The 21016-nt window shown below is 50.7% G+C and carries 17 protein-coding genes and 1 pseudogene; 8 read left to right on the plus strand and 10 right to left on the minus strand.

Annotation, left to right across the window (positions count from 1 at the left end; genetic code table 11):
* Nucleotides 1-35 precede the first annotated feature (35 nt).
* Nucleotides 36-494 (plus strand): methylglyoxal synthase, encoded by a 459-nt coding sequence (locus tag H2P46_RS00515; RefSeq protein ID WP_193403267.1) that lies wholly within the window; start codon nt 36-38, stop codon nt 492-494.
* A gap of 1 nt (nt 495) precedes the next feature.
* Here H2P46_RS00515 and helD read toward each other — a convergent pair whose 3' ends face one another.
* The gene (gene helD / locus H2P46_RS00520; RefSeq protein ID WP_193403268.1) at nt 496-2550 is read right to left on the minus strand and encodes a DNA helicase IV; all 2055 of its coding nucleotides are present in this window, start codon (nt 2548-2550) and stop codon (nt 496-498) included.
* A 123-nt stretch (nt 2551-2673) separates the two neighbouring features.
* Here helD and H2P46_RS00525 point away from each other — a divergent pair, with 123 nt between their 5' ends.
* A complete protein-coding gene (locus H2P46_RS00525) occupies nt 2674-3117 on the plus strand; it encodes a YccF domain-containing protein (protein ID WP_193403269.1) in 444 nt (147 codons plus the stop codon).
* A gap of 1 nt (nt 3118) precedes the next feature.
* The gene (yccS, locus tag H2P46_RS00530; RefSeq protein WP_420846527.1) at nt 3119-5260 is read left to right on the plus strand and encodes a YccS family putative transporter; all 2142 of its coding nucleotides are present in this window, start codon (nt 3119-3121) and stop codon (nt 5258-5260) included.
* Here the strand turns inward: yccS and H2P46_RS00535 are convergent.
* Nucleotides 5257-5886, minus strand: coding sequence for a TfoX/Sxy family DNA transformation protein (locus tag H2P46_RS00535; protein WP_193403270.1), 630 nt, complete (start codon nt 5884-5886; stop codon nt 5257-5259). The two genes, yccS and H2P46_RS00535, sit on opposite strands and share 4 nt — an antisense overlap.
* A 210-nt stretch (nt 5887-6096) precedes the next feature.
* On the opposite strand from H2P46_RS00535, the gene sulA reads away from it, so the two are divergent.
* Both sulA and ompA read left to right on the plus strand, forming a co-directional pair.
* On the plus strand, nt 6097-6588 hold the full coding sequence (gene sulA / locus H2P46_RS00540) for an SOS-induced cell division inhibitor SulA (RefSeq protein WP_193403271.1): 492 nt from the start codon (nt 6097-6099) through the stop codon (nt 6586-6588).
* A 348-nt stretch (nt 6589-6936) separates the two neighbouring features.
* Nucleotides 6937-8004 carry a porin OmpA gene (gene ompA / locus H2P46_RS00545; protein WP_193403272.1) on the plus strand — a complete coding sequence of 356 codons (1068 nt, stop codon included), beginning with the start codon at nt 6937-6939 and terminating at the stop codon, nt 8002-8004.
* A gap of 102 nt (nt 8005-8106) precedes the next feature.
* Here the strand turns inward: ompA and matP are convergent, their stop codons facing one another.
* A complete protein-coding gene (gene matP, locus H2P46_RS00550) occupies nt 8107-8574 on the minus strand; it encodes a macrodomain Ter protein MatP (protein ID WP_193403273.1) in 468 nt (155 codons plus the stop codon).
* 107 nt (nt 8575-8681) lie between these two features.
* Here matP and H2P46_RS00555 point away from each other — a divergent pair.
* Nucleotides 8682-10500: pseudogene (locus H2P46_RS00555) on the plus strand (AAA family ATPase).
* A 68-nt stretch (nt 10501-10568) separates the two neighbouring features.
* Entirely contained in the window at nt 10569-11087 is a 519-nt protein-coding gene (gene fabA, locus H2P46_RS00560; RefSeq protein ID WP_193403275.1) for a bifunctional 3-hydroxydecanoyl-ACP dehydratase/trans-2-decenoyl-ACP isomerase, read from the plus strand.
* A 62-nt stretch (nt 11088-11149) separates the two neighbouring features.
* Here fabA and rmf read toward each other — a convergent pair whose 3' ends face one another.
* The 6 genes from rmf to rlmKL all read right to left on the minus strand — a co-directional run bounded on the left by rmf (nt 11150) and on the right by rlmKL (nt 19120).
* On the minus strand, nt 11150-11320 hold the full coding sequence (gene rmf, locus H2P46_RS00565) for a ribosome modulation factor (RefSeq protein WP_193403276.1): 171 nt from the start codon (nt 11318-11320) through the stop codon (nt 11150-11152).
* Nucleotides 11321-11598: 278 nt separating this feature from the next.
* Nucleotides 11599-12168, minus strand: coding sequence for a membrane integrity-associated transporter subunit PqiC (gene pqiC, locus H2P46_RS00570; protein ID WP_193403277.1), 570 nt, complete (start codon nt 12166-12168; stop codon nt 11599-11601).
* Entirely contained in the window at nt 12165-13808 is a 1644-nt protein-coding gene (pqiB, locus tag H2P46_RS00575) for an intermembrane transport protein PqiB (protein ID WP_193403278.1), read from the minus strand. Before pqiB ends, pqiC begins: the two co-directional genes overlap by 4 nt.
* The gene (gene pqiA / locus H2P46_RS00580; protein ID WP_193403279.1) at nt 13795-15063 is read right to left on the minus strand and encodes a membrane integrity-associated transporter subunit PqiA; all 1269 of its coding nucleotides are present in this window, start codon (nt 15061-15063) and stop codon (nt 13795-13797) included. The genes pqiB and pqiA overlap by 14 nt, the downstream gene beginning before the upstream one ends.
* A 16-nt stretch (nt 15064-15079) precedes the next feature.
* Nucleotides 15080-16999 carry an ABC transporter ATP-binding protein gene (locus H2P46_RS00585; RefSeq protein ID WP_193403280.1) on the minus strand — a complete coding sequence of 640 codons (1920 nt, stop codon included), beginning with the start codon at nt 16997-16999 and terminating at the stop codon, nt 15080-15082.
* Nucleotides 17000-17005: 6 nt separating this feature from the next.
* A complete protein-coding gene (gene rlmKL / locus H2P46_RS00590) occupies nt 17006-19120 on the minus strand; it encodes a bifunctional 23S rRNA (guanine(2069)-N(7))-methyltransferase RlmK/23S rRNA (guanine(2445)-N(2))-methyltransferase RlmL (RefSeq protein WP_193403281.1) in 2115 nt (704 codons plus the stop codon).
* 110 nt (nt 19121-19230) lie between these two features.
* Between rlmKL and H2P46_RS00595 the strand changes: the two genes are divergently transcribed.
* A complete protein-coding gene (locus tag H2P46_RS00595) occupies nt 19231-20340 on the plus strand; it encodes a YcbX family protein (RefSeq protein ID WP_193403282.1) in 1110 nt (369 codons plus the stop codon).
* A gap of 4 nt (nt 20341-20344) precedes the next feature.
* Here H2P46_RS00595 and H2P46_RS00600 read toward each other — a convergent pair whose 3' ends face one another.
* Nucleotides 20345-20887 (minus strand): cell division protein ZapC, encoded by a 543-nt coding sequence (locus tag H2P46_RS00600; RefSeq protein WP_193403283.1) that lies wholly within the window; start codon nt 20885-20887, stop codon nt 20345-20347.
* Between the last annotated feature and the right edge of the window lie 129 nt (nt 20888-21016).

A 21016-nucleotide genomic window follows, 5' to 3' on the forward strand; every position in this document is an offset into this window, starting at 1 on the left:
ACATCTTGCGCACGTGACATTACCAGGAAGGCTTTATGGAGCAAACTGTTCGTACCCTTGGCGTAAAAAAACATATCGCATTGGTTGCCCATGACCATTGCAAAGCCTCGCTGCTTGAATGGGTAAAGCAAAACCAGCCCGTATTAGAAACTCATGAACTTTATGCTACCGGGACGACGGGAAACCTCATTAATCTGCATACCGGACTTAGCGTTCATGCCATGCTGAGCGGCCCGATGGGCGGCGATCAGCAAGTGGGCGCGATGATCGCCGAAGGAAAAATTGATGCGTTGATTTTCTTTTGGGATCCGCTAAATGCCGTCCCGCATGATCCCGATGTAAAGGCATTATTGCGCCTCGCCACGGTCTGGAATATTCCTGTCGCAACTAATCGGGCAACAGCGGACTTTATTATTCAGTCACCGCTGTTTGCCCAGGCCATAGAGATTCAAATTCCAGATTATCAACGTTACCTGGCCGATCGCCTGAAATAACTCAGGCTTTGCGTAACACCGGCACGCCAAGTTCACGGAAGTGATCGACGAAAACCGAAGGCTGCTGTTTGTCGTACATCAGAAACACCTGCTGACGCGCACGCGTCAGCGCCACATAAGCCAAACGCCGCTCTTCTGCATCGGGGAAAGCTTCCGGTTGCGGCAATAAACCCTGCTCGATAATGGATTCACGCGCCTCAGCCGGGAAACCCTCTTTCCCCTGTTGTAATCCTAATAAAATGACGTAATCGGCTTGCTGACCTTTGCTGGCGTGAATCGTCATGAAATCGAGTTTCAGCTTTGGCCACTTCGTTTTGGCCTTCTCCAGCACTTCCGGAAGTAAATAGTGATACCGCGCCAACAGCAGTACACGCTCATCCGGCCTGGCGTAGCCGCTTAATTTATTCAGTAACGGCTCAAGCTGTTCTTGCGGCAATAATGAGATGGATTTTTTATTCCCTTTGGTCAGACTGTTGAGCGGCTTACGCAACTGATGCGGGTTTTGCTGAACGAAACGGTTAGCGATGTCACCAATACGATCGTTGAAGCGATAAGTGGTATCCAGCACGCAACGATCGCCTTCACCGAAATAGTGATGAAATGCCGTTGTCAGACTCATCTCAGCACCACTAAAACGATAGATAGCTTGCCAGTCATCGCCCACCGCAAACAGCGTGGTACGTTTATTCTGCTGACGTAGCGCCGTTAATAAAGCCGCACGCTGCGGTGAAATATCCTGAAATTCATCCACCAAAATATGCTTCCAGGGACTGATAAACCGTCCCTTTTCCAGAATTGAAATTGCCTGATGAATCAAACCGGAAAAATCGACGGCTCCCTCTTCTTTTAACGCGGTTTTCCAGGCTTTTAACAGCGGGGCCATTAATTTAACGCGTTTACTAAACAGGTCACGGACTTCTTCATGGACGTCTGCGATCATCGCAGCCTGCGCACCGCCATGCATGCGCATTAATCCCAGCCAGCGCTCTAAGCGCGATGCCAGCCTTTTTGCCAGTGCATCATCCTGCCAAAAAGCACCGTCGGGAACTTCCCATTTCAGTTCATCACGCAACCATTGTCGCCAGCCGTTGGCCTGCGCTTTTTTCTCATCACACTGCTGACGCCAATGGCTAATCAGCCACTCGCGGCGTGCGCTGGCATCAATCTCCAGCTTGCTGATAACAGGCTGTTTATTGCTGCCCTGGCGGATAATGTGTAACGCTAACGAGTGAAAGGTTCGCGCCTGAATATCGCCGTCACCCAGTCGGGACTGGATACGATCGTTCATCTCTTCAGCGGCCTGACGCCCAAAGGCTAAGAGCAAAATTTGCTCCGGCGCAGATAATTTACGTTGCAATAGCCACCCGGCACGAGCAACCAGTACGGAGGTTTTACCGCTACCTGCCCCAGCCAGAACTAATAACGCCTCTTCGCCATTCACAACGGCTTCGCATTGAGAAGGATTAAGGGGAGTCGTTTCGATGGTTGAGAAGAAATCCTGATAGCGTTCCAGCGTTTTTGCCGTCCAGTCGCGATTACGCTGTTGCAGCGCTGCTTCGCCCTGCTCCAGCCAACGCTGGCAGAAGGACCAGTCTGCGCGGGTCGTATCAAATTCGTTAAGGCGTGACAGCGGCAACGGCAATGCATCAAACTGTGTGGTGATTTTGCTCTTTAGCATCTGCAGTTCGCTGCGCTTTATCCAGCGGTCCTGATCGCCGAAGTGGCTAATTTCTTCACGTAACGAGCAAAGCACCTCGCGGCAAACTTCGCTCATTTCATGGCTCCAGCTTTGCCATGATTGCAGAAGATAATGGTGAAAACGCTGTGTTTCCTGCCATTCAGTGCCGTGCAGCCGCACAACTTTGTTTTCAGCTAATAAAAATTCCAGTTCGCCCCAAACCAGCCCGCGTTTGCAGGTAATAGCGAGCAGCTGGTTAAACGGGATCAGATATTCATGCCTGTCCCCGCTAACTTCTACACCCGCCGCCAGCAAACGAACCCGATTATAAGGATGTTGAGCAAGTCGCTTGCCCATGGATGTTGCTTTCAGTTCCACGTCCACACTAACGACTAAGAATAGGATTATGCGGAGTTTACCTGTCAGACCCTTGGCGCTCCAGCCTTAAAACAGGCTAAACTTGGCGGCACAGCTTGCGGAATGCAAAAGGAAAAGATTGTTATGCGTACCGTTTTAAACATTCTCAATTTCGTTTTAGGTGGTTTTTTCACCACCCTGAGTTGGCTTTTTGCCACGCTGATCACCATCGTACTGATCTTTACGCTGCCGCTGACACGCTCCTGTTGGGAAATTACCAAATTGTCACTGCTGCCTTTTGGTAATGAAGCGGTGCATATCGATGTGTTGCGTCCCGATGAAAGAAGCCACGTGATGAACGCGGGTGGAACTTTACTGAATATTTTATGGCTGATCTTTTTTGGCTGGTGGTTGTGTCTGGCGCATATCTCAGCAGGCATCGTTCAATGTCTGACGGTTATCGGCATCCCGGTTGGTATTGCTAACTTTAAGATTGCCGCTATCGCATTATGGCCGGTTGGACGCCGTGTGGTTTCGGTTGAAGAAGCGCGCATTGCTCGCGAAACCAATGCCCGTCGTCGCTATTAATATGATGTCAAAATCATTGCCGGGATGGCGGCAATATTTATTTAACAGCACCTGGCGCTATCTGTTGCGCATCTTCTTTGCCCTGGCAGGCTGTGCTGCAGTGCCGTGGTGGCTGAGTCAAATCGAATGGACGATTCCGCTCACCCTGGGCGTGGTCGCAGCAGCTTTGGCCGATTTAGACGATCGTCTGACCGGACGTCTGAAAAATTTGCTCATCACACTGTTATACTTTTGTATTGCCTCTGTTTCCGTGGAGTTGCTCTTCCCTCATCCTGTGGCTTTCATTGTCGGTCTGGCGCTTTCCAGCTGGGGATTTATCCTGCTGGGTGCATTGGGTCAACGTTACGCCACCATTGCTTTCGGCGCACTGTTAATTGCTGTTTATACCATGCTGGGCATCGGCCTGTTTTCACAATGGTATATGCAACCAATGCTGCTGTTGATGGGCGCACTCTGGTACAACTTCTTGACTTTGCTGGGTCATTTGATGTTTCCAGTGCGGCCGGTACAAGAACAACTGGCAGGCAGCTATTCTCAGCTTGCGCGTTACCTGGAAGCCAAAGCCAATTTGTTTGACCCGGATGGCAATGAAGAGAGTGACGCCTCATTAATTAATACCGCTATGGTGAACAGCCAACTGGTGGCGCAGCTTAATCTGACCAAAACGACCTTGCAAAGCCGTTTACGCGGCGATCGGGGTTCTCGCGGTACGCGACGGAGTTTGCACTATTATTTCGTGGCGCAAGATATTCATGAGCGCGTCAGCTCATCACACTTGCAATATCACTTATTGCGCGGTGACTGGCGTTACAATGAAATTCTGTTTCGCTTTCAGCGTCTGTTAAATATGCAGGCGCAAGCTTGCCGCCAGCTGGCTCAGTGCGTTCTAATGCGGGAACGCTGGGAACATGACGGCCGGTTTGAGCGTGCGTTTGATCGCCTGCATAAAGCGATAGAAAGGCTGGCTCAGCGCGAACCGGAAGCGGCGCATATTCGCGCCTTATATTGGTTGTTACGCAACTTACAGGCGATTGATGCACAATTAGCGTCAATTGAATCCGAGCAGGCACTGGCTGCCGACGATCCACAGCACAGCGATAATTTGCTTTCGCGGGAAGGGCTGAATGGTTGGAGCGATATTCGTCTGCGGATCAGTCGTCACCTATCACCCACTTCTGCTCTGTTTCGCCATGCGGTGCGAATGTCAGTGGTACTTTGTATCGGTTACGCCTTTATCCAGGTTACCGGCGTGGAACGCGGTTACTGGATTTTGCTCACCAGTCTGTTTGTCTGCCAACCCAATTACAACGCGACTCAGCGGCGTCTGGCGTTACGTATTGGCGGAACGCTGGCGGGTATTGCTATTGGCTTGCCGGTTTTATGGCTGGTGCCGTCGGTAGAAGGACAGTTAATCCTGATCGTGCTGAGCGGCGTACTTTTTTTCGCTTTTCGCCAGGTACAATATGCGCAGGCCACGCTATTCATCACCTTACTGGTGTTATTATGCTTCAACCTGCTGGGCGAAGGGTTCGACGTTGCCTTGCCTCGCGTGGTGGATACATTGCTGGGATGCGCTTTAGCATGGTTTGCCGTGGCATTTATCTGGCCCGACTGGCGTTTCCGTCAGCTACCGCGGGTCGCTGAGCGTACCCTGAATGCTAATTGCCGCTACCTTGATGCCATTATGGAACAGTATCACCAGGGAAAAGACAATCGACTGGCTTACCGCATTGCCCGTCGCGATGCGCATAATGCCGATGCAGAATTGGCATCGGTGGTTTCAAATATAAGCAGCGAGACGCGACCTAACCATAAGCTGCGTGAATCCGCCTTCCAGTTGCTTTGCCTGAACCACTCTTTTCTGAGCTATATTTCAGCGCTCGGTGCACATCGTGACAAGATCACCGAATCAGGGCTTCTCACTTTGCTGGATGACACGGTTTGCTATGTTGAGGATGTTTTACAGATAGACACCGTAAGCGACATTCAGGCAGAAGAAATGCGTTTTTCGCTCGCGCAACGAATCAATGAATTGTCTGCCGATCCTAATACGCGTGCGCCGCTGGTATTGCAACAGTTGGGATTGCTGGTTGCGCTATTACCCGATATTGCGCGCCTGCGTCGCACGCTGGCGATGAATTAATGTCCGGAACTCTCTGTGTTCAGCGTGTGCTTAACGGTGTTCTGATACCACTCACTCAGTTCCGCCTTTACTGCCTGGGGTAAGGCGGCGTGATGGTGACCCGATATGGCGCCCTGTAACGCCAGTAAAGTATTAAGCCCAACGTGCTGGTTGATAGCTTTAAGTTTAAGCCAGCATTGTTTGGCACCCGTCTCACATAAATGCTTAACAGTGCAGATCCCCACCTCTCGTAACATCATCTCCATCCGAAGGCTGAGATTGGGCAGATCTTTTAATCGCACCGAGGTATGCCTGGATTGTAATTCAGACTGGGCAGTCTGCAGCGAAGATGCCGAGAGCGCGATCAGACGTTCAGCGTTGCACCAAAGCGCCTCATCAACTTTGAAATAGTTAAGATTTACCGGTATACCGCGTTTACGGAAAACGAGCGTCTCCAGCGGACATTTAACGACGTACTCACGCAGTGCCTCACTGGCGCGCAGATAGAGTTCGTCTTCGTTTATCAAAGCGAAAACGACCTGCTCTACAGCTAAAGCGTAACCCCCGAATTGCGTTCGTGACTCGATTTTTCCTAACGACGCTAAACATTCTCTGGAGCGTTCAACTACCTGATGTGCTTTCTTCATTGTACCACCTCCCTGTACAGGAAATAACTTAAACACCTTTTTATTCAGCCATTTAGAAGATAAGAAAAAGACGTAACAGGTTCAATGAATAAATGCATTCTGACCGGAACTTCTGTCGATTTTGCGAGGTATTTTCAGAAATTTGGGTTGATCTTCATCCAGGATAACATTACTGTATATCCATACAGCACCCTGTTGAGTGATTAACTTATGCGAACACAATATACGAACAATGCGCGCCTGACTCACCGTTATACGTCCTCATCCATGCCAACTTATAACAGCGGCTGGATTACTGAATTACGCTATAGTGAACAGCCAGGTATGATGCAGATGTTGTTGTTGCCGTTGCTACAGCAACTGAGTCAGCAATCTCGCTGGCAGTTGTGGTTAACACCTGCGCATAAGCTAAATCGCGCCTGGTTACAACAGTCAGGACTGCCCCTGGAAAAGAGTATGCATATTGCTGATTCTGATCGCTTTAATACCGTAGAAACCATGATAAAAGCTTTACGGACGGGGAATTATAGTGTCGTACTGGCGTGGATTCCCTATGAACTGGATGAGGAAGAGCGGCGTGAGCTTGAACGGGCAGCAGCAGAAGGTGAAGCGCTGGGCCTGATTTTGCGCTCCGGTAATTCAGCAGAAGCGCCACTCCGACCACAAAACCCGCCAAAAATTCAGTCGGATTTGTTTCATTAAGTAAAAATGGGATTTATCTCAGGATAATTTTCTTCTTGTTCAGCGCTAACTCACTGATTATCTTCCTTCCTGTATTGACAAGGGCTTAGCAGCTTTTTTACCTTTTCTGCTATGGCGAGAAGGCCATGTCAATTGTTAGAATTTGTGTATAAACCGCTGTTTTTTTACAGTAGCGCATCACATCATACTTGTAAGTTTCCAATCTCGTTGTAGACTTTATCTCGCCAGGGTGCTCAATAACCTCCGTTTTTTCGGTAGAGTCATAAGCGAGCGTTTTGACCCGGCGAAGGATTAAACCAAGAGCAACCTTTTTGCTCATTGCCTATTTGGATGATAACGAGGCGCAAAATGAAAAAGACAGCTATCGCAATTGCAGTGGCACTGGCTGGCTTCGCTACCGTAGCGCAGGCCGCTCCGAAAGATAACACCTGGTACACCGGTGCTAAACTGGGCTGGTCTCAGTATCACGATACTGGTTACTACGGTAACGGTTACGAGAACAACAACGGTCCAACTCATGAAAGCCAATTGGGTGCTGGCGCATTCCTTGGTTACCAGGCAAACCCATACCTGGGCTTTGAACTGGGCTATGACTGGCTGGGTCGCATGCCAAACAAAGGCACTGTAACTAACGGCGCATTCAAAGCACAAGGCATCCAGCTGGCTGCTAAACTGAGCTACCCAATTACTGACGACCTGGACATTTATACCCGTCTGGGTGGCATTGTATGGCGTGCGGATTCCACACAGTCTAATCCAACCTATGGCCGTATCAGCGACCACGACACCGGTGTTTCTCCGTTGGCAGCAGTGGGTGTTGAATACGCTCTGACCAAAAACTGGGCGACCCGACTGGACTACCAGTGGGTTAACAACATCGGTGACGCCGCTACCGTTGGTACACGTCCTGATAACAGCATGCTGAGCGTAGGTGTTTCTTACCGCTTCGGTCAGGATGAAGCCGCTCCGGCACCAGCGCCAGCGCCAGCGCCAGCACCGGTTGTTGAAACTAAGCGTTTCACTCTGAAGTCTGACGTTCTGTTCACCTTCAACAAATCTACCCTGAAACCAGAAGGCCAACAGGCTCTGGATCAGCTGTACAGCCAGCTGAGCTCAATGGATCCTAAAGATGGCTCTGTTGTTGTTCTGGGCTTCACTGACCGCATCGGTTCAGACCAGTACAACCAGAAATTGTCTGAGAAACGTGCTCAATCAGTGGTAGATTACCTGGTATCAAAAGGTATCCCATCTAACAAGATCTCTGCACGTGGCATGGGCGAATCTAACCCAGTTACCGGCAACACTTGTGATAGCGTGAAAGGCCGCAATGCCCTGATCGACTGCCTGGGCCCAGATCGTCGTGTTGAAATCGACGTTAAAGGCATCAAAGACGTAGTTACTCAGCCTCAGGCTTAAGTTATTACGTAAGAAAAACCCCGCTCTGGCGGGGTTTTTTATGCCTGTTTTTCAGTAACCGTTGTCAAAACTTCTCAGCATTATGCTGCACGTAGCAAAAAATCAGTCACTCTCCGTTCCTGATTTGCCTAAAATCGCTTGCAGATCCTGCTTAAGACTCGACATCTGCGTGGCATACTTCTCTTTACGTTCCGCATCTTCGATTAACTGCACAATTGTCTCTGACAACGTACTGTTCCTTCGTTGTGCCAGACCAGCCAGTCGCTGCCAGACCAGATATTCTAAATCGATAGATTTTTTGCGGGTATGCTGATGCTCGGCATTGAAGTGGCGCTTGCGCCTCGCGCGAATGGTTTGTTTAAGGCGATTGTCCAGATCGGGGTGAATATGGTTGGCAATCCAGTCACTCACCTCTGTGGGATTATTTTCCATCGACAATAGCAAATCCACCGCAGCCTGGGCAGCGCTTAGCTCAAGGTGACGCGTGATCAGTTCACCTTCCCGATGTTTTTTCACCAGGTATTTCCACTTCCATCCACATTCAAGATTTTCGAGTTGCTGGTATTTCATCGGAATCTCATCGTGATCACGTAACGAACTAAGAATAACAGCTTTTTTCCCCGATGTAGCAACGAAAAACATGTTGCCGGTGTCACATCTCCGATTGGAACTCCGCCGTGATAAACGAGGGTGTTTCCTGTATAATCGCGCTTTTCTTAAATCAGATGAAATGCGATTATTTTGACCAGCACTCAACTTACGTGGCAATACTTACAGCCGGATAGCTCGCAATACCAATCCGTTTTCTCCCGAATTGCTGACGAAAAAACCGATTCGCTGGCATCCGTTCAGCCGCGACTGCTTAATGCACTGGCGCATTTACATCATCAATCACAAGGTTTTCCGCTGTTGTTAATTCGCAGCCAGGAAAATCGCGACTACCTTTCGCTTATCGCGCAATCCGCTCAACGCTTCGTTGGCGCCTCGCCCACTTTATCTGGCGGTGATTACCATATCATCGCGGATAACGTCACTTTGCAACCGCCGTCTAATGCAGAGCGTCCGTTTACCAGCCAGGGCGGAATACATTTTGCTGAATGGATTGAAATGGAGCCGTTGTTTGGCTGCGTCCGCACACATAAAGAACGTATTCAGCTCGAACCCGGTCTGATTCATCGTGCCAATGGCGGCACCCTTATTCTGTCGCTACGTTCTTTCCTCGCTCAGCCGCTACTGTGGTTACGCTTGAAAAAATGTATTGGACAAGGCTTTGTCGACTGGATTTCTCCGGACGAACGTCGCCCGCTTCCCGTTTCCATTCCGCCGCTTCCATTACAGTTAAAGCTGGTCCTGTGTGGCGATCGTGAAGCTCTGGCAGAATTTCAGGAGCTGGATCCTGAAGCGCATGAAATGGCCATCTACACTGAATTTGAAGAAAACATACAGGTGCTGGATGAAAACGACATGCTGGCATGGTGTCGCTGGGCTGGCGATTTGGCAGGGCAAGCCAACCTTCCCCTGCCGGAAGCTGACTTTTGGCCGGAATTAATCAAAGAAGGTGTGCGCTACAGCGGTGATCAGGAAACATTACCGCTTTGCCCGCGCTGGTTGCTGCGACAGATTCGTGAATCCTCTCTGATGGGCAAAAGTGTCAATGCTGAGACGTTACGTGAGGCGCTTGATGCACGTTTATGGCGTGAAAATTACCTTAACGAGCGGATGCGTGATGAAATTCTGCTTAAGCAGATTTTAATTGAAACCGAAGGTGAAGTTGTAGGTCAGATTAATGGCCTGTCGGTAGTGGAATATCCTAGTCATCCACGCGCATGGGGCGATCCTTCGCGTATTACCTGCGTGGTGCATCCTGGCGATGGCGAGTTTACCGATGTCGAGCGTAAAGCTGAGCTTGGCGGTAATATTCATGCCAAAGGCATGATGATTATGCAGGCGTATTTGATTGCTGAACTGGAGCTTGAGCAACAGTTGCCTTTCTCCGCATCGCTGGTGTTTGAGCAATCTTATGCAGAAGTTGATGGTGACAGCGCTTCTTTAGCCGAGCTTTGCGCATTAATCAGCGCACTGGCTAATCAGCCGGTTAATCAACAAATTGCAGTGACTGGATCAGTCGATCAGTTCGGTAATGTCCAGCCGGTTGGCGGCTTAAATGAAAAAATTGAAGGCTTTTTTGATATTTGCCATCAGCGTGAACTGACCGGCCAGCAAGGCGTGATTATCCCTGCCTGTAATGTGCGCCACCTTTGCCTGAATCAGGAAGTGGTCAGTGCGGTTGAACAAGGCCGTTTTCATATCTGGGCAATTGATCGTGCCGATGAGGCGTTGCCTTTATTGACCGGTAAAGACTGGAACAGCGCAGATAGCGAAGGTGATTGTCTGCTGCACACTATCCAGGAACGTATCAGCCAACTGAACCAACAGCAGGACACCGTGCAGCGTCCGTGGCCGCTACGTTGGCTCAACTGGTTTAACCACCGCTAATCCGATTTGCTCAGCGTACAACTGTTCGCTAACATTCGTGATTCACTAAAACAAGGCTTATTGAAAACATGGTAGATAAACGCGAATCCTATACCAAAGAAGACCTGATTTTATCTGGTCGCGGTGAATTGTTTGGCGAAAATGGCCCACCGCTCCCATCAGGTAACATGCTGATGATGGACCGCGTGGTCAAAATGACCGAAGACGGCGGGAAATTTAATAAAGGTTTTGTTGAAGCCGAGCTGGATATTAATCCCGACTTATGGTTCTTTGGCTGCCACTTTATTGGCGATCCCGTCATGCCAGGCTGTCTGGGCCTTGATGCTATGTGGCAGCTTGTTGGTTTCTATCTGGGTTGGTTGGGCGGCGAAGGTAAAGGCCGGGCGCTGGGCGTGGGTGAAGTAAAATTCACCGGCCAGGTACTGCCGGAAGCGAAAAAAGTGACTTACCGTATCCACTTCAAGCGTGTGATTAACCGTAAACTGGTTATGGGCGTAGCGGATGGCGAAGTATTTGTCGATGGTAATCTGATCTACTCTGCCAGCGATCTGAAAGTCGGTCTTTTCAAAGATACTGCTGCTTTCTAAGACGCAGAAACGAAAACCTCCGCGCTCAGCGGAGGTTCTTTCCTTTTTCTATGACATTCCGGCTAAGCAACTGCTGCCGACCTGTCCTCCATGGCTTGTCGCCAACCTCCCAACCAGTGAGACTTAGCGTCGATCATTTGGTACGGACAAATCTCTTTTGAGCGTCCTGTAATGCCTGCCTGGTAACCTCGTGAATGGGCGCGCTCAAGGCGGTCTCGTTTCTGTCTCTTCATACTCCGTGTCCCTCATATCAGGTCTGTGGAATCTGGTGGAAAGAAAAAGGTGGCGAATTAATGTTCAACCACTTTAATGTTCTAACCTCTCTGAAGAGAAAGATCAATGCGCAATATTCACGCCAATGTTATAAATGTGACCTTAATCAGACAAAAATTTCCGATTTTGTGATGCAGTTAATTCCTCTATCCTGCTGATTCGTCTATGAAAAGCCCTTAACCATCACCACGCTAACAACATGATTAATCAAGGGCTTAGCTTATCAGTCGTACTAATCCTAATTTAATGTCACCACACTATTCGCGATTTGCTGTGCAGTTTGTTGCCAGCCTACAGCTAGCGTTCTCACCAGTGTGTCATAGCCGTCTTCCGTTTGTGGCAGGATAAGATTAAACGCGCGTTTCGTTAATTTTCCTTGATGTTCCAGCGTCCACTCACCGCTAATCACAGCATGACCATCATAGCGGCCCTGAAAACCGGTCACCGTCACGTTCAGCGTGTCATGTTGCGCGCCGAGCGGAGATCCTGAAACCAGCCTTCCCGGTAACGCCTTGCTGAGATTAGTAATCAACGTTTGCTGCAGCTGCTGATCAAGCGGGCTGGCCCAAAGGTTGTTCGCGGCGATAACATATTTCACATCACTGGTTTGATACACCAGACCATTCCCGGCTAGGTAATCCGGCACCGTTACCTGCTGCACCCATAAGGTCGGTTGTGCTGTCGCCTGACCGCTGCTGCTTACCTGCATTGAAGCTGCCCCGGAAGGCAGCTGATAATAGGTCGTATCAATGGTGCTACTGCACGCACTCAGCGCGAGCGCGGCAAAAAGCATTAACCCTTTTTTCACTGTTTCGCCCTCTTTGGCTGGGGATCTTGTCCCGGTTTGGCTTCAAACACCAACGCGTTACTCTTCGTATTCAGCGTTTTCAGTACCGGCTGAAGTTCGCGCAAAACCTGATCCAGGCGTTGCATATCACCCACCAGCTTGCTGTACGCGGGCGATCCCGGCTGTAGCCCTTTCATGCTGCGATTCAGCTCACGCAAAGTTTGCTGCATATCCGCAGGCAAGTTTTTCATGGCCGGGCTGCCGGTGAGGTTGTTGATATTATCAATGGTATGCTGCAGATCTCGTAGGGTGCTCTGGCTCTCTTTGAGCGTCCCGGTCGCCTGCGAAATCATGTTGTCCAGCGGTAACCCATTGATTTTGTCCAGTGCCGCCATCAGTTTCTGTTGGATCTGACTTAAACCACCGCTCACAGTTGGAATAATTTCATAGCCCAGAACCTTATCCGGACCTTTATAAGCTGGTGCGTTATCGTAGAAATCGAGATCAACGTACAGTGAACCGGATAACAGATTGCCGGTTTTCAGCGTTGCGCGCAGGCCACGTTTCTTACCATCCTGAAGATGCTGTTCAAGATTGAAGTTTTCGCCCAGACGATTGATAAAGCGATCCGGTTCGATACGAATTAACACGGGAACGCGGTAATCGTTGTTTAGCGCCTGATCGACTCCCACCTTCATAAACGGCACTTCAGAAACCGTACCGAGGCGAATACCACGAAACTCAACCGGCGCCCCCGCCTGCAGGCCACGAATTGAATCGCTGAAGAACATCAGGTAATCGATATGATCGTTATATAGCGAATCCTGGATGCTGCGTTGATCGTCAAACAGGTGATAATCCGCTTTGTTCGCGGCGGCTTTACCTAAATCCCTGCCATCTGGTACGTCAAAACTGACGCCACCACTGAATAGCGTGGTCAATGACCCCATTTCTACACGCATCCCCGAAGCTGACATATCGACCGCAATTCCGCTGTCTTTCCAGAAGCGCACATTGGTCGTCACAAGACGATCGTAAGGGGCACCGATAAACAGCTGATACGTCATCATGCGCTTATCCGTATCGAAAGTGCTGGTTTCTACTGTCCCTACGCGATAACCGCGGAACAGCACCGGATCGCCTGGATTAAGCTGCCCGGCTTTTTTGCTGTCGAGAATAATACGAATGCCTTTGGCATCAGGCGGCGCAAGTGGTGGCGCATCCAGCAGCTGATATTGCTCTGGTTGCTCATTTTTGCTGCCGGGCTGCAGTTCGATATACGCCCCGGAAAGTAAAGTTCCTAAGCCAGTAATGCCTTCACGACCGATCTGCGGCTTTACCACCCAGAAAACACTGTCGCCGTGCAACAGCTTTTCCATACCGGCATTTAACCGCGCCTTGATCTCAACATGATGCAAGTCATCAGTCAGAACCGCGCTTTCCACCACGCCGACATCAACGCTACGGCTTTTAATGGTGGTTTTGCCCGCTTCAATGCCTTCTGCATTCTCGGTAATCAGCGTGACTTCCGGGCCCTGATGACTGAAGTGATAAAACAAAATCCATCCGCCAATTAATAGCGTAACGATGGGGATAATCCAGACTGGCGACCAGCGCTTAATCTGTTCCACTTTTGCATGGCCGTGATTAGTTTCCGTCAAGACGCGGCTCCTTCAATTTGTTTTCACTTACACGATCCCAGATCAGACGAGGGTCAAAGGCCATTGCGGCAATCATGGTCAAAATGACCACCATTGCAAACAATACCGCTCCCCATGCCGGATACACTTTCATTAATTGTCCCATGCGCACCAGCGATGAAAGCACGGCAATCACAAACACGTCGATCATTGACCAACGGCCCACAAATTCGACGACTTCATAAATCAGATGCATTTTATGGCTATCGCGCCGTCCACGTCCGCTGGCATCCCAGCATAACCAGCCAATGGCCAGCATCTTTAGCGTGGGCACCATAATGCTGGCGATGAAAATCACCAGCGCAACCGGATAAGATCCATCGCTCCATAACAAAATTACCCCCGCCATAATATTGGAAGGGTAAGCATTGCCGAGCGTTTCGGTGACCATAATCGGCATCAGATTAGCAGGAACATACAACATCACTGATGTAAGCAGCAGTGCCAGCGTCCATTGCAGGCTGTGCCTGCGGCGCGCATTTGCACTGACGCCACAGCGTGAGCATTGATGTTGTTCAACAGGTAAGATTGCAGTGCAGCAAGGGCAAGAACGATACCCCTGATGCAAACCACTGACGCCAACTTCAGGCGGATGTCGCAACGCGGGCATGGGCGCGATTTGCTGCCACACCCAGCGGCGGTCAACACATTGAAATGCCCGCAATTGCAGCAGACAAAACAGGCACCACGGCCAGAAACTTGTTTGTAATCCAATGTCACCATATGCCATTAGCTTGACGAAACTGACCAATACGCCAGCCATAAAAATTTCAGCCATGCCCCAGCTACGCAGCTGGAACAGAACCCGCGCCAAAATCCGTAGCAGCCCGGTTGGCATTTTGGCGGGGTTTACCAACAGGATGATGGTTAACATACAAAAGGCAGGAATGCCCTGCACAAACAGTAAAAACAGAGTGGCAAGACTGCTGTAATCCTCAGAAACCATGACCTGTGGAATTTGCATCAGGGTGATCTGGCTGCTGATCCCGGCCACTTTCATGGTGATAAAAGGAAAAAGATTAGCCAGCAGCAACATGAACAGGGCTGCCAGCGCATATCCGGTGGGACGCTTACGCGGTTCGTACCAGTTAGCCGTTAAGGTAGTGTGGCAACGCGGACAGGATGCCCGGCTGCCAACGGGAATATCCGGCAACCTGACCATCAAATCGCATTGCGGGCACAACATCCACGCGCCCGTTTTCTCTGCTGAACACATCCTTTATCCCTTTTGATTACCCACCGTTTTTCAGTGACTCAAGCTCTTCCCAGCGAGTAAACGCGGTTTCCAGTTCCTGTTCCGTTTGTGCCAGCTCATCTAAAACCGGCTGGGTTTTATCATGCGGCTGACTGAAGAAATCTGGATGGCTCATTTTTGCCTGCAATTCACCGATACGCCCTTCCAGCTGTTCGAGCTTTTGCGGCAGCTGTTCAAGTTCCCGTGTCAGGTTATAACTTAGTTTGCTCACGTTGCGTTTGGCAGAAACATTTTTTTCTGCCAGCGGTTTGGCCGCAGTATCGGAAGGTTTAGCTGCCGTGCTCATTTTCTGCTGTTTGTAAGCCGCGCGCTGCTGCTGCGCATCGTGATAACCGCCAACAAAAGTACCGATTTCGCCATTACCCTCAAAGATCCAGCATTCCGTAACCGTATTATCGACAAACTGACGATCGTGGCTTACCAGCAAAACCGTCCCCTGATAACCATCGATCAGCTCTTCCAGCAGTTCCAGCGTTTCTACGTCCAGGTCGTTGGTCGGTTCATCCAGAATCATCAGATTGCTTGGCCGCAGGAACAAACGCGCCAGCAGCAAGCGATTTCGCTCCCCGCCCGACAGCGCACGCACTGGCGTCATGGCGCGTTTCGGATGGAACAGGAAATCCTGCAAATAACCCAGCACATGGCGCGGCTTGCCGTTCACCAGCACCTCCTGCTTACCTTCAGCCAGGTTATCCATCACGGTACGATCGGGATCAAGTTCTGCCCGGTGCTGATCGAAGTAAGCGACTTCCAGTTTGGTGCCGGAATGCACGCATCCGCTGTCAGCTTTCAGCTGCTGCAACATCAGGCGCAGCAGCGTGGTTTTACCGCAGCCATTTGGGCCTATTAGGGCGATCTTATCGCCGCGCTGCACCTGTGAAATGAAATTCTTCACCAGCACTTTACCGTTCACCGCGTAATCAACGTTTTCCATTTCGAAAACGATTTTGCCAGAACGCGAGGCTTCACCAACCTGCATGTTGGCTTTGCCCATCACTTCGCGGCGTTCTGAGCGCTCCCGGCGTAATGCTTTTAACGCACGTACGCGACCTTCATTACGCGTGCGACGCGCTTTGATGCCCTGGCGGATCCACACTTCTTCCTGCGCCAGCTTGCGATCAAATTCAGCGTTCTGCATCTCTTCGACCCGCAGCGCTTCTTCTTTACCTTCCAGATACTGGTCGTAATTACCCGGCCAGGAAACCAGCTTGCCGCGATCAAGATCGACAATACGCGTCGCCATATTGCGGATAAAAGAGCGATCGTGAGAAATAAACACGATACTGCCGGTAAAGGTTTTCAGGAAAGTTTCCAGCCAGTCGATGGTTTCAATATCAAGGTGGTTCGTTGGTTCATCCAGCAATAAAACACGAGGGTTACTGACCAGCGCGCGTCCCAGTGCAGCTTTACGCAGCCAGCCGCCCGACAGCGACGATAGCTCGGTGTCGGGTTCCAGGCCAATCTGCTGCAACACGTCGGTAATACGACTTTCCAGCTGCCACAAATTTTGATGGTCGAGAATGGATTGCAGACGCGCCATCTCATTCAGGTTTTTTTCGCTAGGGTCTTCCATCACCACATGAGAAATGGCGTGATAGGCCTTCAGGTGTTCAGCCTGCTCCTCCACCCCTTCGGCGACGAAATCGTACACTGAACCGGCAATATTGCGTGGTGGATCCTGTTGCAGGCGTGAAACCACCAGATCGGTTTCATAAATGATGCGGCCATCATCCAGCGGCTGTTCGCCATTGATGATTTTCATCAGGGTGGATTTACCGGCTCCGTTACGGCCAACCAGACAAACGCGCTCATTTTCTTCGATGTGCAGTTCGGTGTTATCTAACAGCGGAGCATCGCTGAAGGAGAGCCAGGCACCGTGAATACTGATTAATGACATGTAAACTTATTCCTTACCGGCGTGAGTGATTAACCAGCAGTTGTGAATTTGGCGGTTACGTGCGAAATCCTGCGATTGGGTTTTCTGAGTAATATCCTGCGCTTGCAGGCCTAACGCTTTCAGCCCTTCCAGATCCATTTTGAAACCACGTTTATTATTGGAAAACATAATTGTGCCGCCGCGACGCAGCAAACGTTTCAGATTACGCATCAGCATCATGTGATCACGCTGCACATCGAAGCTTTCTTCCATTCGTTTGGAGTTGGAGAAGGTTGGCGGATCGATAAAGATCAGGTCAAAGCTCTCATCACTTTCATGCAGCCAGCTCAGGCAATCCGCCTGCATCAGGCGATGCTGTCGTCCCGTCAGGCCATTCAGACGCAGATTACGCTCCGCCCACTCCAGATAAGTGCGCGACATATCCACCGTAGTGGTGGACCGTGCTCCACCCAGACCGGCATGAACGCTGGCCGTGCCGGTGTAGGCAAACAGGTTAAGAAAATCCTTACCCTGACTCATCTGGCCGAGCATTTTACGGGCAATACGGTGATCGAGGAACAAACCCGTATCAAGGTAATCGGTCAGGTTCACCCAGAAGCGGGCGTTAAACTCCTGCACCTCAAAATAGTCACCCTTTTCGCTCAGCTTCTGGTACTGCGCTTTGCCTTTCTGGCGCTCACGCGTTTTTAGAATCAGGCGATTCGCTGGCAGTTCCAGCACCGTTAACGTCGCGCTGATCACGTCAAACAGGCGCTGACGTGCTTTATTAGGATCAATCGTTTTCGGAGGTGCATATTCCTGAATGACCACCCAATCGGCGTAACGATCGACCGCCACGTTATAGTCCGGCAGATCAGCGTCATAAATACGGTAGCAGTCAATTTTTTCCTGACGTGCCCACTTCTCTAATTTCTTGAGGTTTTTACGCAGGCGGTTGGCGTAATCTTCAGCGATCTGACTGGCGCCCTCGCTGCTGTTTACCGACAGCTGATAGTTTTTCTGCACACAATCCAGTGGGCCGTTTTTGGCTTTAAACTGGCGATCGGCCCTCCGTTGCAGGCAGCTCAGCAAATCCGGCGAGGCGCTAAACAGCGACAAGTTCCAGCCGCCGAAATGCTGTTTCATGATACGACCCAGCTGGCTGTGCAGCGCGATCAGCGCGGGTTCGCTTTCCAGACGTTCGCCATACGGCGGATTGCTCAATACCGTACCGTGAATCTCTGCTGCCAGCGGATGAGTCAGCGTTAATACATCCTGTTGGGCAAAGGTAAATAGCTCAAAGACACCTGCGCGGCGAGCATTGGCCTGCGCCCATTCCAGTACGCGTCCGTTGTTGTCATAGCCAAAGAAGCGCGCCTTCGCCGCCGCAGTGCCAGCACGTGCGCGGGCTTGCGCTTCGCTTTTTACTTCAGACCATAACACGGCGTTAAACTGTTCCCAGGCGGTAAAGCCCCAGTGTTTACGCAACAGACCTGGCGCGCGATCGCAGGCGATTAATGCGGCTTCAATCAGTAGCGTGCCGGAGCCGCACATCGGATCAATTAACGGCGTGCTCGGTTCCCAGCCAGAACGCAGCACAATTGCAGCAGCAAGATTCTCTTTGAGCGGCGCCTGACCGGTTTGCTGACGATACCCGCGCTGATGCAGCGCGCTGCCGCTCAGATCCAGCGAGATACTGGCACGATCATCATTTAACCAGACGTTAATGCGAATATCGGCCTGTTCACGATCAACATTCGGGCGCGCCAGGTTTTTGCGGGTAAAGCTGTCTACAATGGCATCTTTTACTTTTAATGCGCCAAACTGGCTGTTACGGATTGAATCGTTAGTACCGCTAAAATGCACCACAAAAGTTTTGTCGCTGCCAAACATTGCTGGCCAGTCAACGCCCTGCGCGCCAAGATAAAGGTCAAGATCGCTGTAGACGCCAAACTCGCCCAGCGGCAACAGGATACGCGACGCCAGGCGGCTCCACATCAGGCTTTGATACATGATGCGGTCATCAGCCACGAAGTGAACGCCTCCCTGTACGACTTGCAAATCTTGCGCGCCCAGCGCGTCCAGCTCACTTTTTAACAGCTCTTCGAGCCCACGCGCCGTGCTGGCAAACAGAGAATTCATATCGTCCCTTTTTACTCTTGAGAAAATTGTTGCGCATTATAGCGAATCAGAGACCTATGTCATAAAGTTAGCTTCTTTTGTCTTGCGCGCCTGGTTTCAAGGAGATCTTCATGATTACGCTTTCCCGCTTATTTATTCATCCCGTTAAATCAATGCGTGGACTGCACCTCTCTCATGCTCAGGTGCTGGACAGCGGCCTGGCATTTGATCGCATCTTCATGGTGACCGAGCCGAATGGCACCTTTATTACGGCGCGTCAGTACCCTGAGATGGTGCGTTTCACCCCCGCGGTATTGCCGGATGGTTTATTTCTGCAGGCGCCTGACGGCAGTCAGTCACTGATTCGCTTCAGTGATTTTGCCCTCAAGGAAGAGCCGACCGAGGTGTGGGGCAATCATTTCACCTCGCGCATTGCGCCGGAAGCCATCAATCAGTGGCTTAGTCACTTCTTTCCGCGCGAAGTACAACTGCGTTGGGTGGGGCCACAACTTTCCCGTCGGGTTAAGCGCTTCGCCACCGTACCGCTGGGCTTCGCCGATGGCTATCCTTTCCTGCTGATAAACAGCGCCTCATTGCAGGATTTGCAGCAACGCTGCCCTGCCAGCGTGCGTATAGAACAGTTCCGTCCCAACCTGGTCGTGAACGGCGCATCCGCCTGGGACGAAGATAGCTGGGCTGAGATCCAGATTGGTGGCGTCACGTTTGAGGTCCCGAAACCCTGTAGCCGCTGCGTATTTACCACCGTTAGCCCGGAAAGTGGCCGCAAACATCCCGATGGTCAGCCGCTCGCCACCCTGCAAAACTTTCGTAGCGCACAAGATGGCAGCGGCGACATTGATTTTGGCCTTAATCTTGTTGCCCGTAACAGCGGTATTATCCGCGTGGGCGATGAAATGACGGTGCTAAAACGCCATACGCCGCGTGCGTATGGCGCTGGCGCGGTAGTGGAAACGTTGAAACCGCAACAGCAGGCGCAAGCCAGACTCACCATTGATTATCAGGGACAACCATTCTGCGGTGATAATCAGCAAATATTACTTGAGCAGTTAGAAATGCAGGGTTACCGCATTCACTATTCCTGTCGGGCAGGATTGTGTGGCAGCTGTAAAGTCACATTGATTTCGGGCGAGGTAAAAGCGCTGAAGCAAAGCGCCATTCGTGCGGATGGCACTATCCTGAGTTGCAGCTGCATTCCAGCAGGCGATATTGAACTGGCTTAAGTGACTATACCGCGCGGGCGTAGCGCGTTGCATTTTCCTGGTGACAGGGCTGCAGGCGATCGTTCATGACCTTAATCGCATCGCCCAATACCATTCCTTTACCTGCGAGCGTTAATGCAGGTTGCGCCAGCAAACAGAGCGCGGCATTGTCGCCCTTTTCGACAACCAGCAGTTGTGCCTGCTCGCCACTGTCGGCCAGCGTCACTTCGACTATTTCGCCAACAGCGGGCTGCAGATTTTGTTGCTGGCTGGAAAAATGCCAGCTTTTTGGCATCAGGGGTTTAAGAAAGCGTGCGGCAACCAACGCGTTTAATACTAACTCGGCGCATTGATCGCTATTTAACTGACTTTGACGACATTTCTCTTCGAACGTGAAATAAAGTGCGGCGTCGTCAACACAAAACCCAGTTTCGCTAAAAGCATCAGGCGTGAGCATTTTACGGGAATAACGGGAACGAAAAAGCATACCGTCAGCCAGATCAAGCATCATCCGGTCATGCGTAGCGTCGAAGTACCAACGCCAGTTATCATCAGGTTTGATTTTCATAATGTGCCCTGTAGTAAACCGCTTCGCTGAAATAAACGCAAAAGTCGCGAAATAAACAACATAAAGAAAAGCTGAAAAAGCGTGCAACAGGCCAAAATATAAACGAGCCGGAGGGAGAAATAAACCCCC

This window comes from Mixta mediterraneensis, assembly GCF_014946725.1.
Taxonomy (GTDB): domain Bacteria; phylum Pseudomonadota; class Gammaproteobacteria; order Enterobacterales; family Enterobacteriaceae; genus Pantoea; species Pantoea mediterraneensis.

Excerpts from the sequence above, each read along its gene's own strand:
- H2P46_RS00515 (WP_193403267.1), top strand. The coding sequence starts at position 36 with ATGGAGCAAACTGTTCGTACCCTTGGCGTAAAAAAACATATCGCATTG.
- H2P46_RS00525 (WP_193403269.1), top strand. The coding sequence starts at position 2,674 with ATGCGTACCGTTTTAAACATTCTCAATTTCGTTTTAGGTGGTTTTTTC.
- yccS (WP_420846527.1), top strand. The coding sequence starts at position 3,119 with ATGATGTCAAAATCATTGCCGGGATGGCGGCAATATTTATTTAACAGC.
- H2P46_RS00535 (WP_193403270.1), bottom strand. The coding sequence starts at position 5,886 with ATGAAGAAAGCACATCAGGTAGTTGAACGCTCCAGAGAATGTTTAGCG.
- sulA (WP_193403271.1), top strand. The coding sequence starts at position 6,097 with ATGCGAACACAATATACGAACAATGCGCGCCTGACTCACCGTTATACG.
- ompA (WP_193403272.1), top strand. The coding sequence starts at position 6,937 with ATGAAAAAGACAGCTATCGCAATTGCAGTGGCACTGGCTGGCTTCGCT.
- matP (WP_193403273.1), bottom strand. The coding sequence starts at position 8,574 with ATGAAATACCAGCAACTCGAAAATCTTGAATGTGGATGGAAGTGGAAA.
- fabA (WP_193403275.1), top strand. The coding sequence starts at position 10,569 with ATGGTAGATAAACGCGAATCCTATACCAAAGAAGACCTGATTTTATCT.
- rmf (WP_193403276.1), bottom strand. The coding sequence starts at position 11,320 with ATGAAGAGACAGAAACGAGACCGCCTTGAGCGCGCCCATTCACGAGGT.
- pqiA (WP_193403279.1), bottom strand. The coding sequence starts at position 15,063 with ATGTGTTCAGCAGAGAAAACGGGCGCGTGGATGTTGTGCCCGCAATGC.
- H2P46_RS00585 (WP_193403280.1), bottom strand. The coding sequence starts at position 16,999 with ATGTCATTAATCAGTATTCACGGTGCCTGGCTCTCCTTCAGCGATGCT.
- rlmKL (WP_193403281.1), bottom strand. The coding sequence starts at position 19,120 with ATGAATTCTCTGTTTGCCAGCACGGCGCGTGGGCTCGAAGAGCTGTTA.
- H2P46_RS00595 (WP_193403282.1), top strand. The coding sequence starts at position 19,231 with ATGATTACGCTTTCCCGCTTATTTATTCATCCCGTTAAATCAATGCGT.
- H2P46_RS00600 (WP_193403283.1), bottom strand. The coding sequence starts at position 20,887 with ATGAAAATCAAACCTGATGATAACTGGCGTTGGTACTTCGACGCTACG.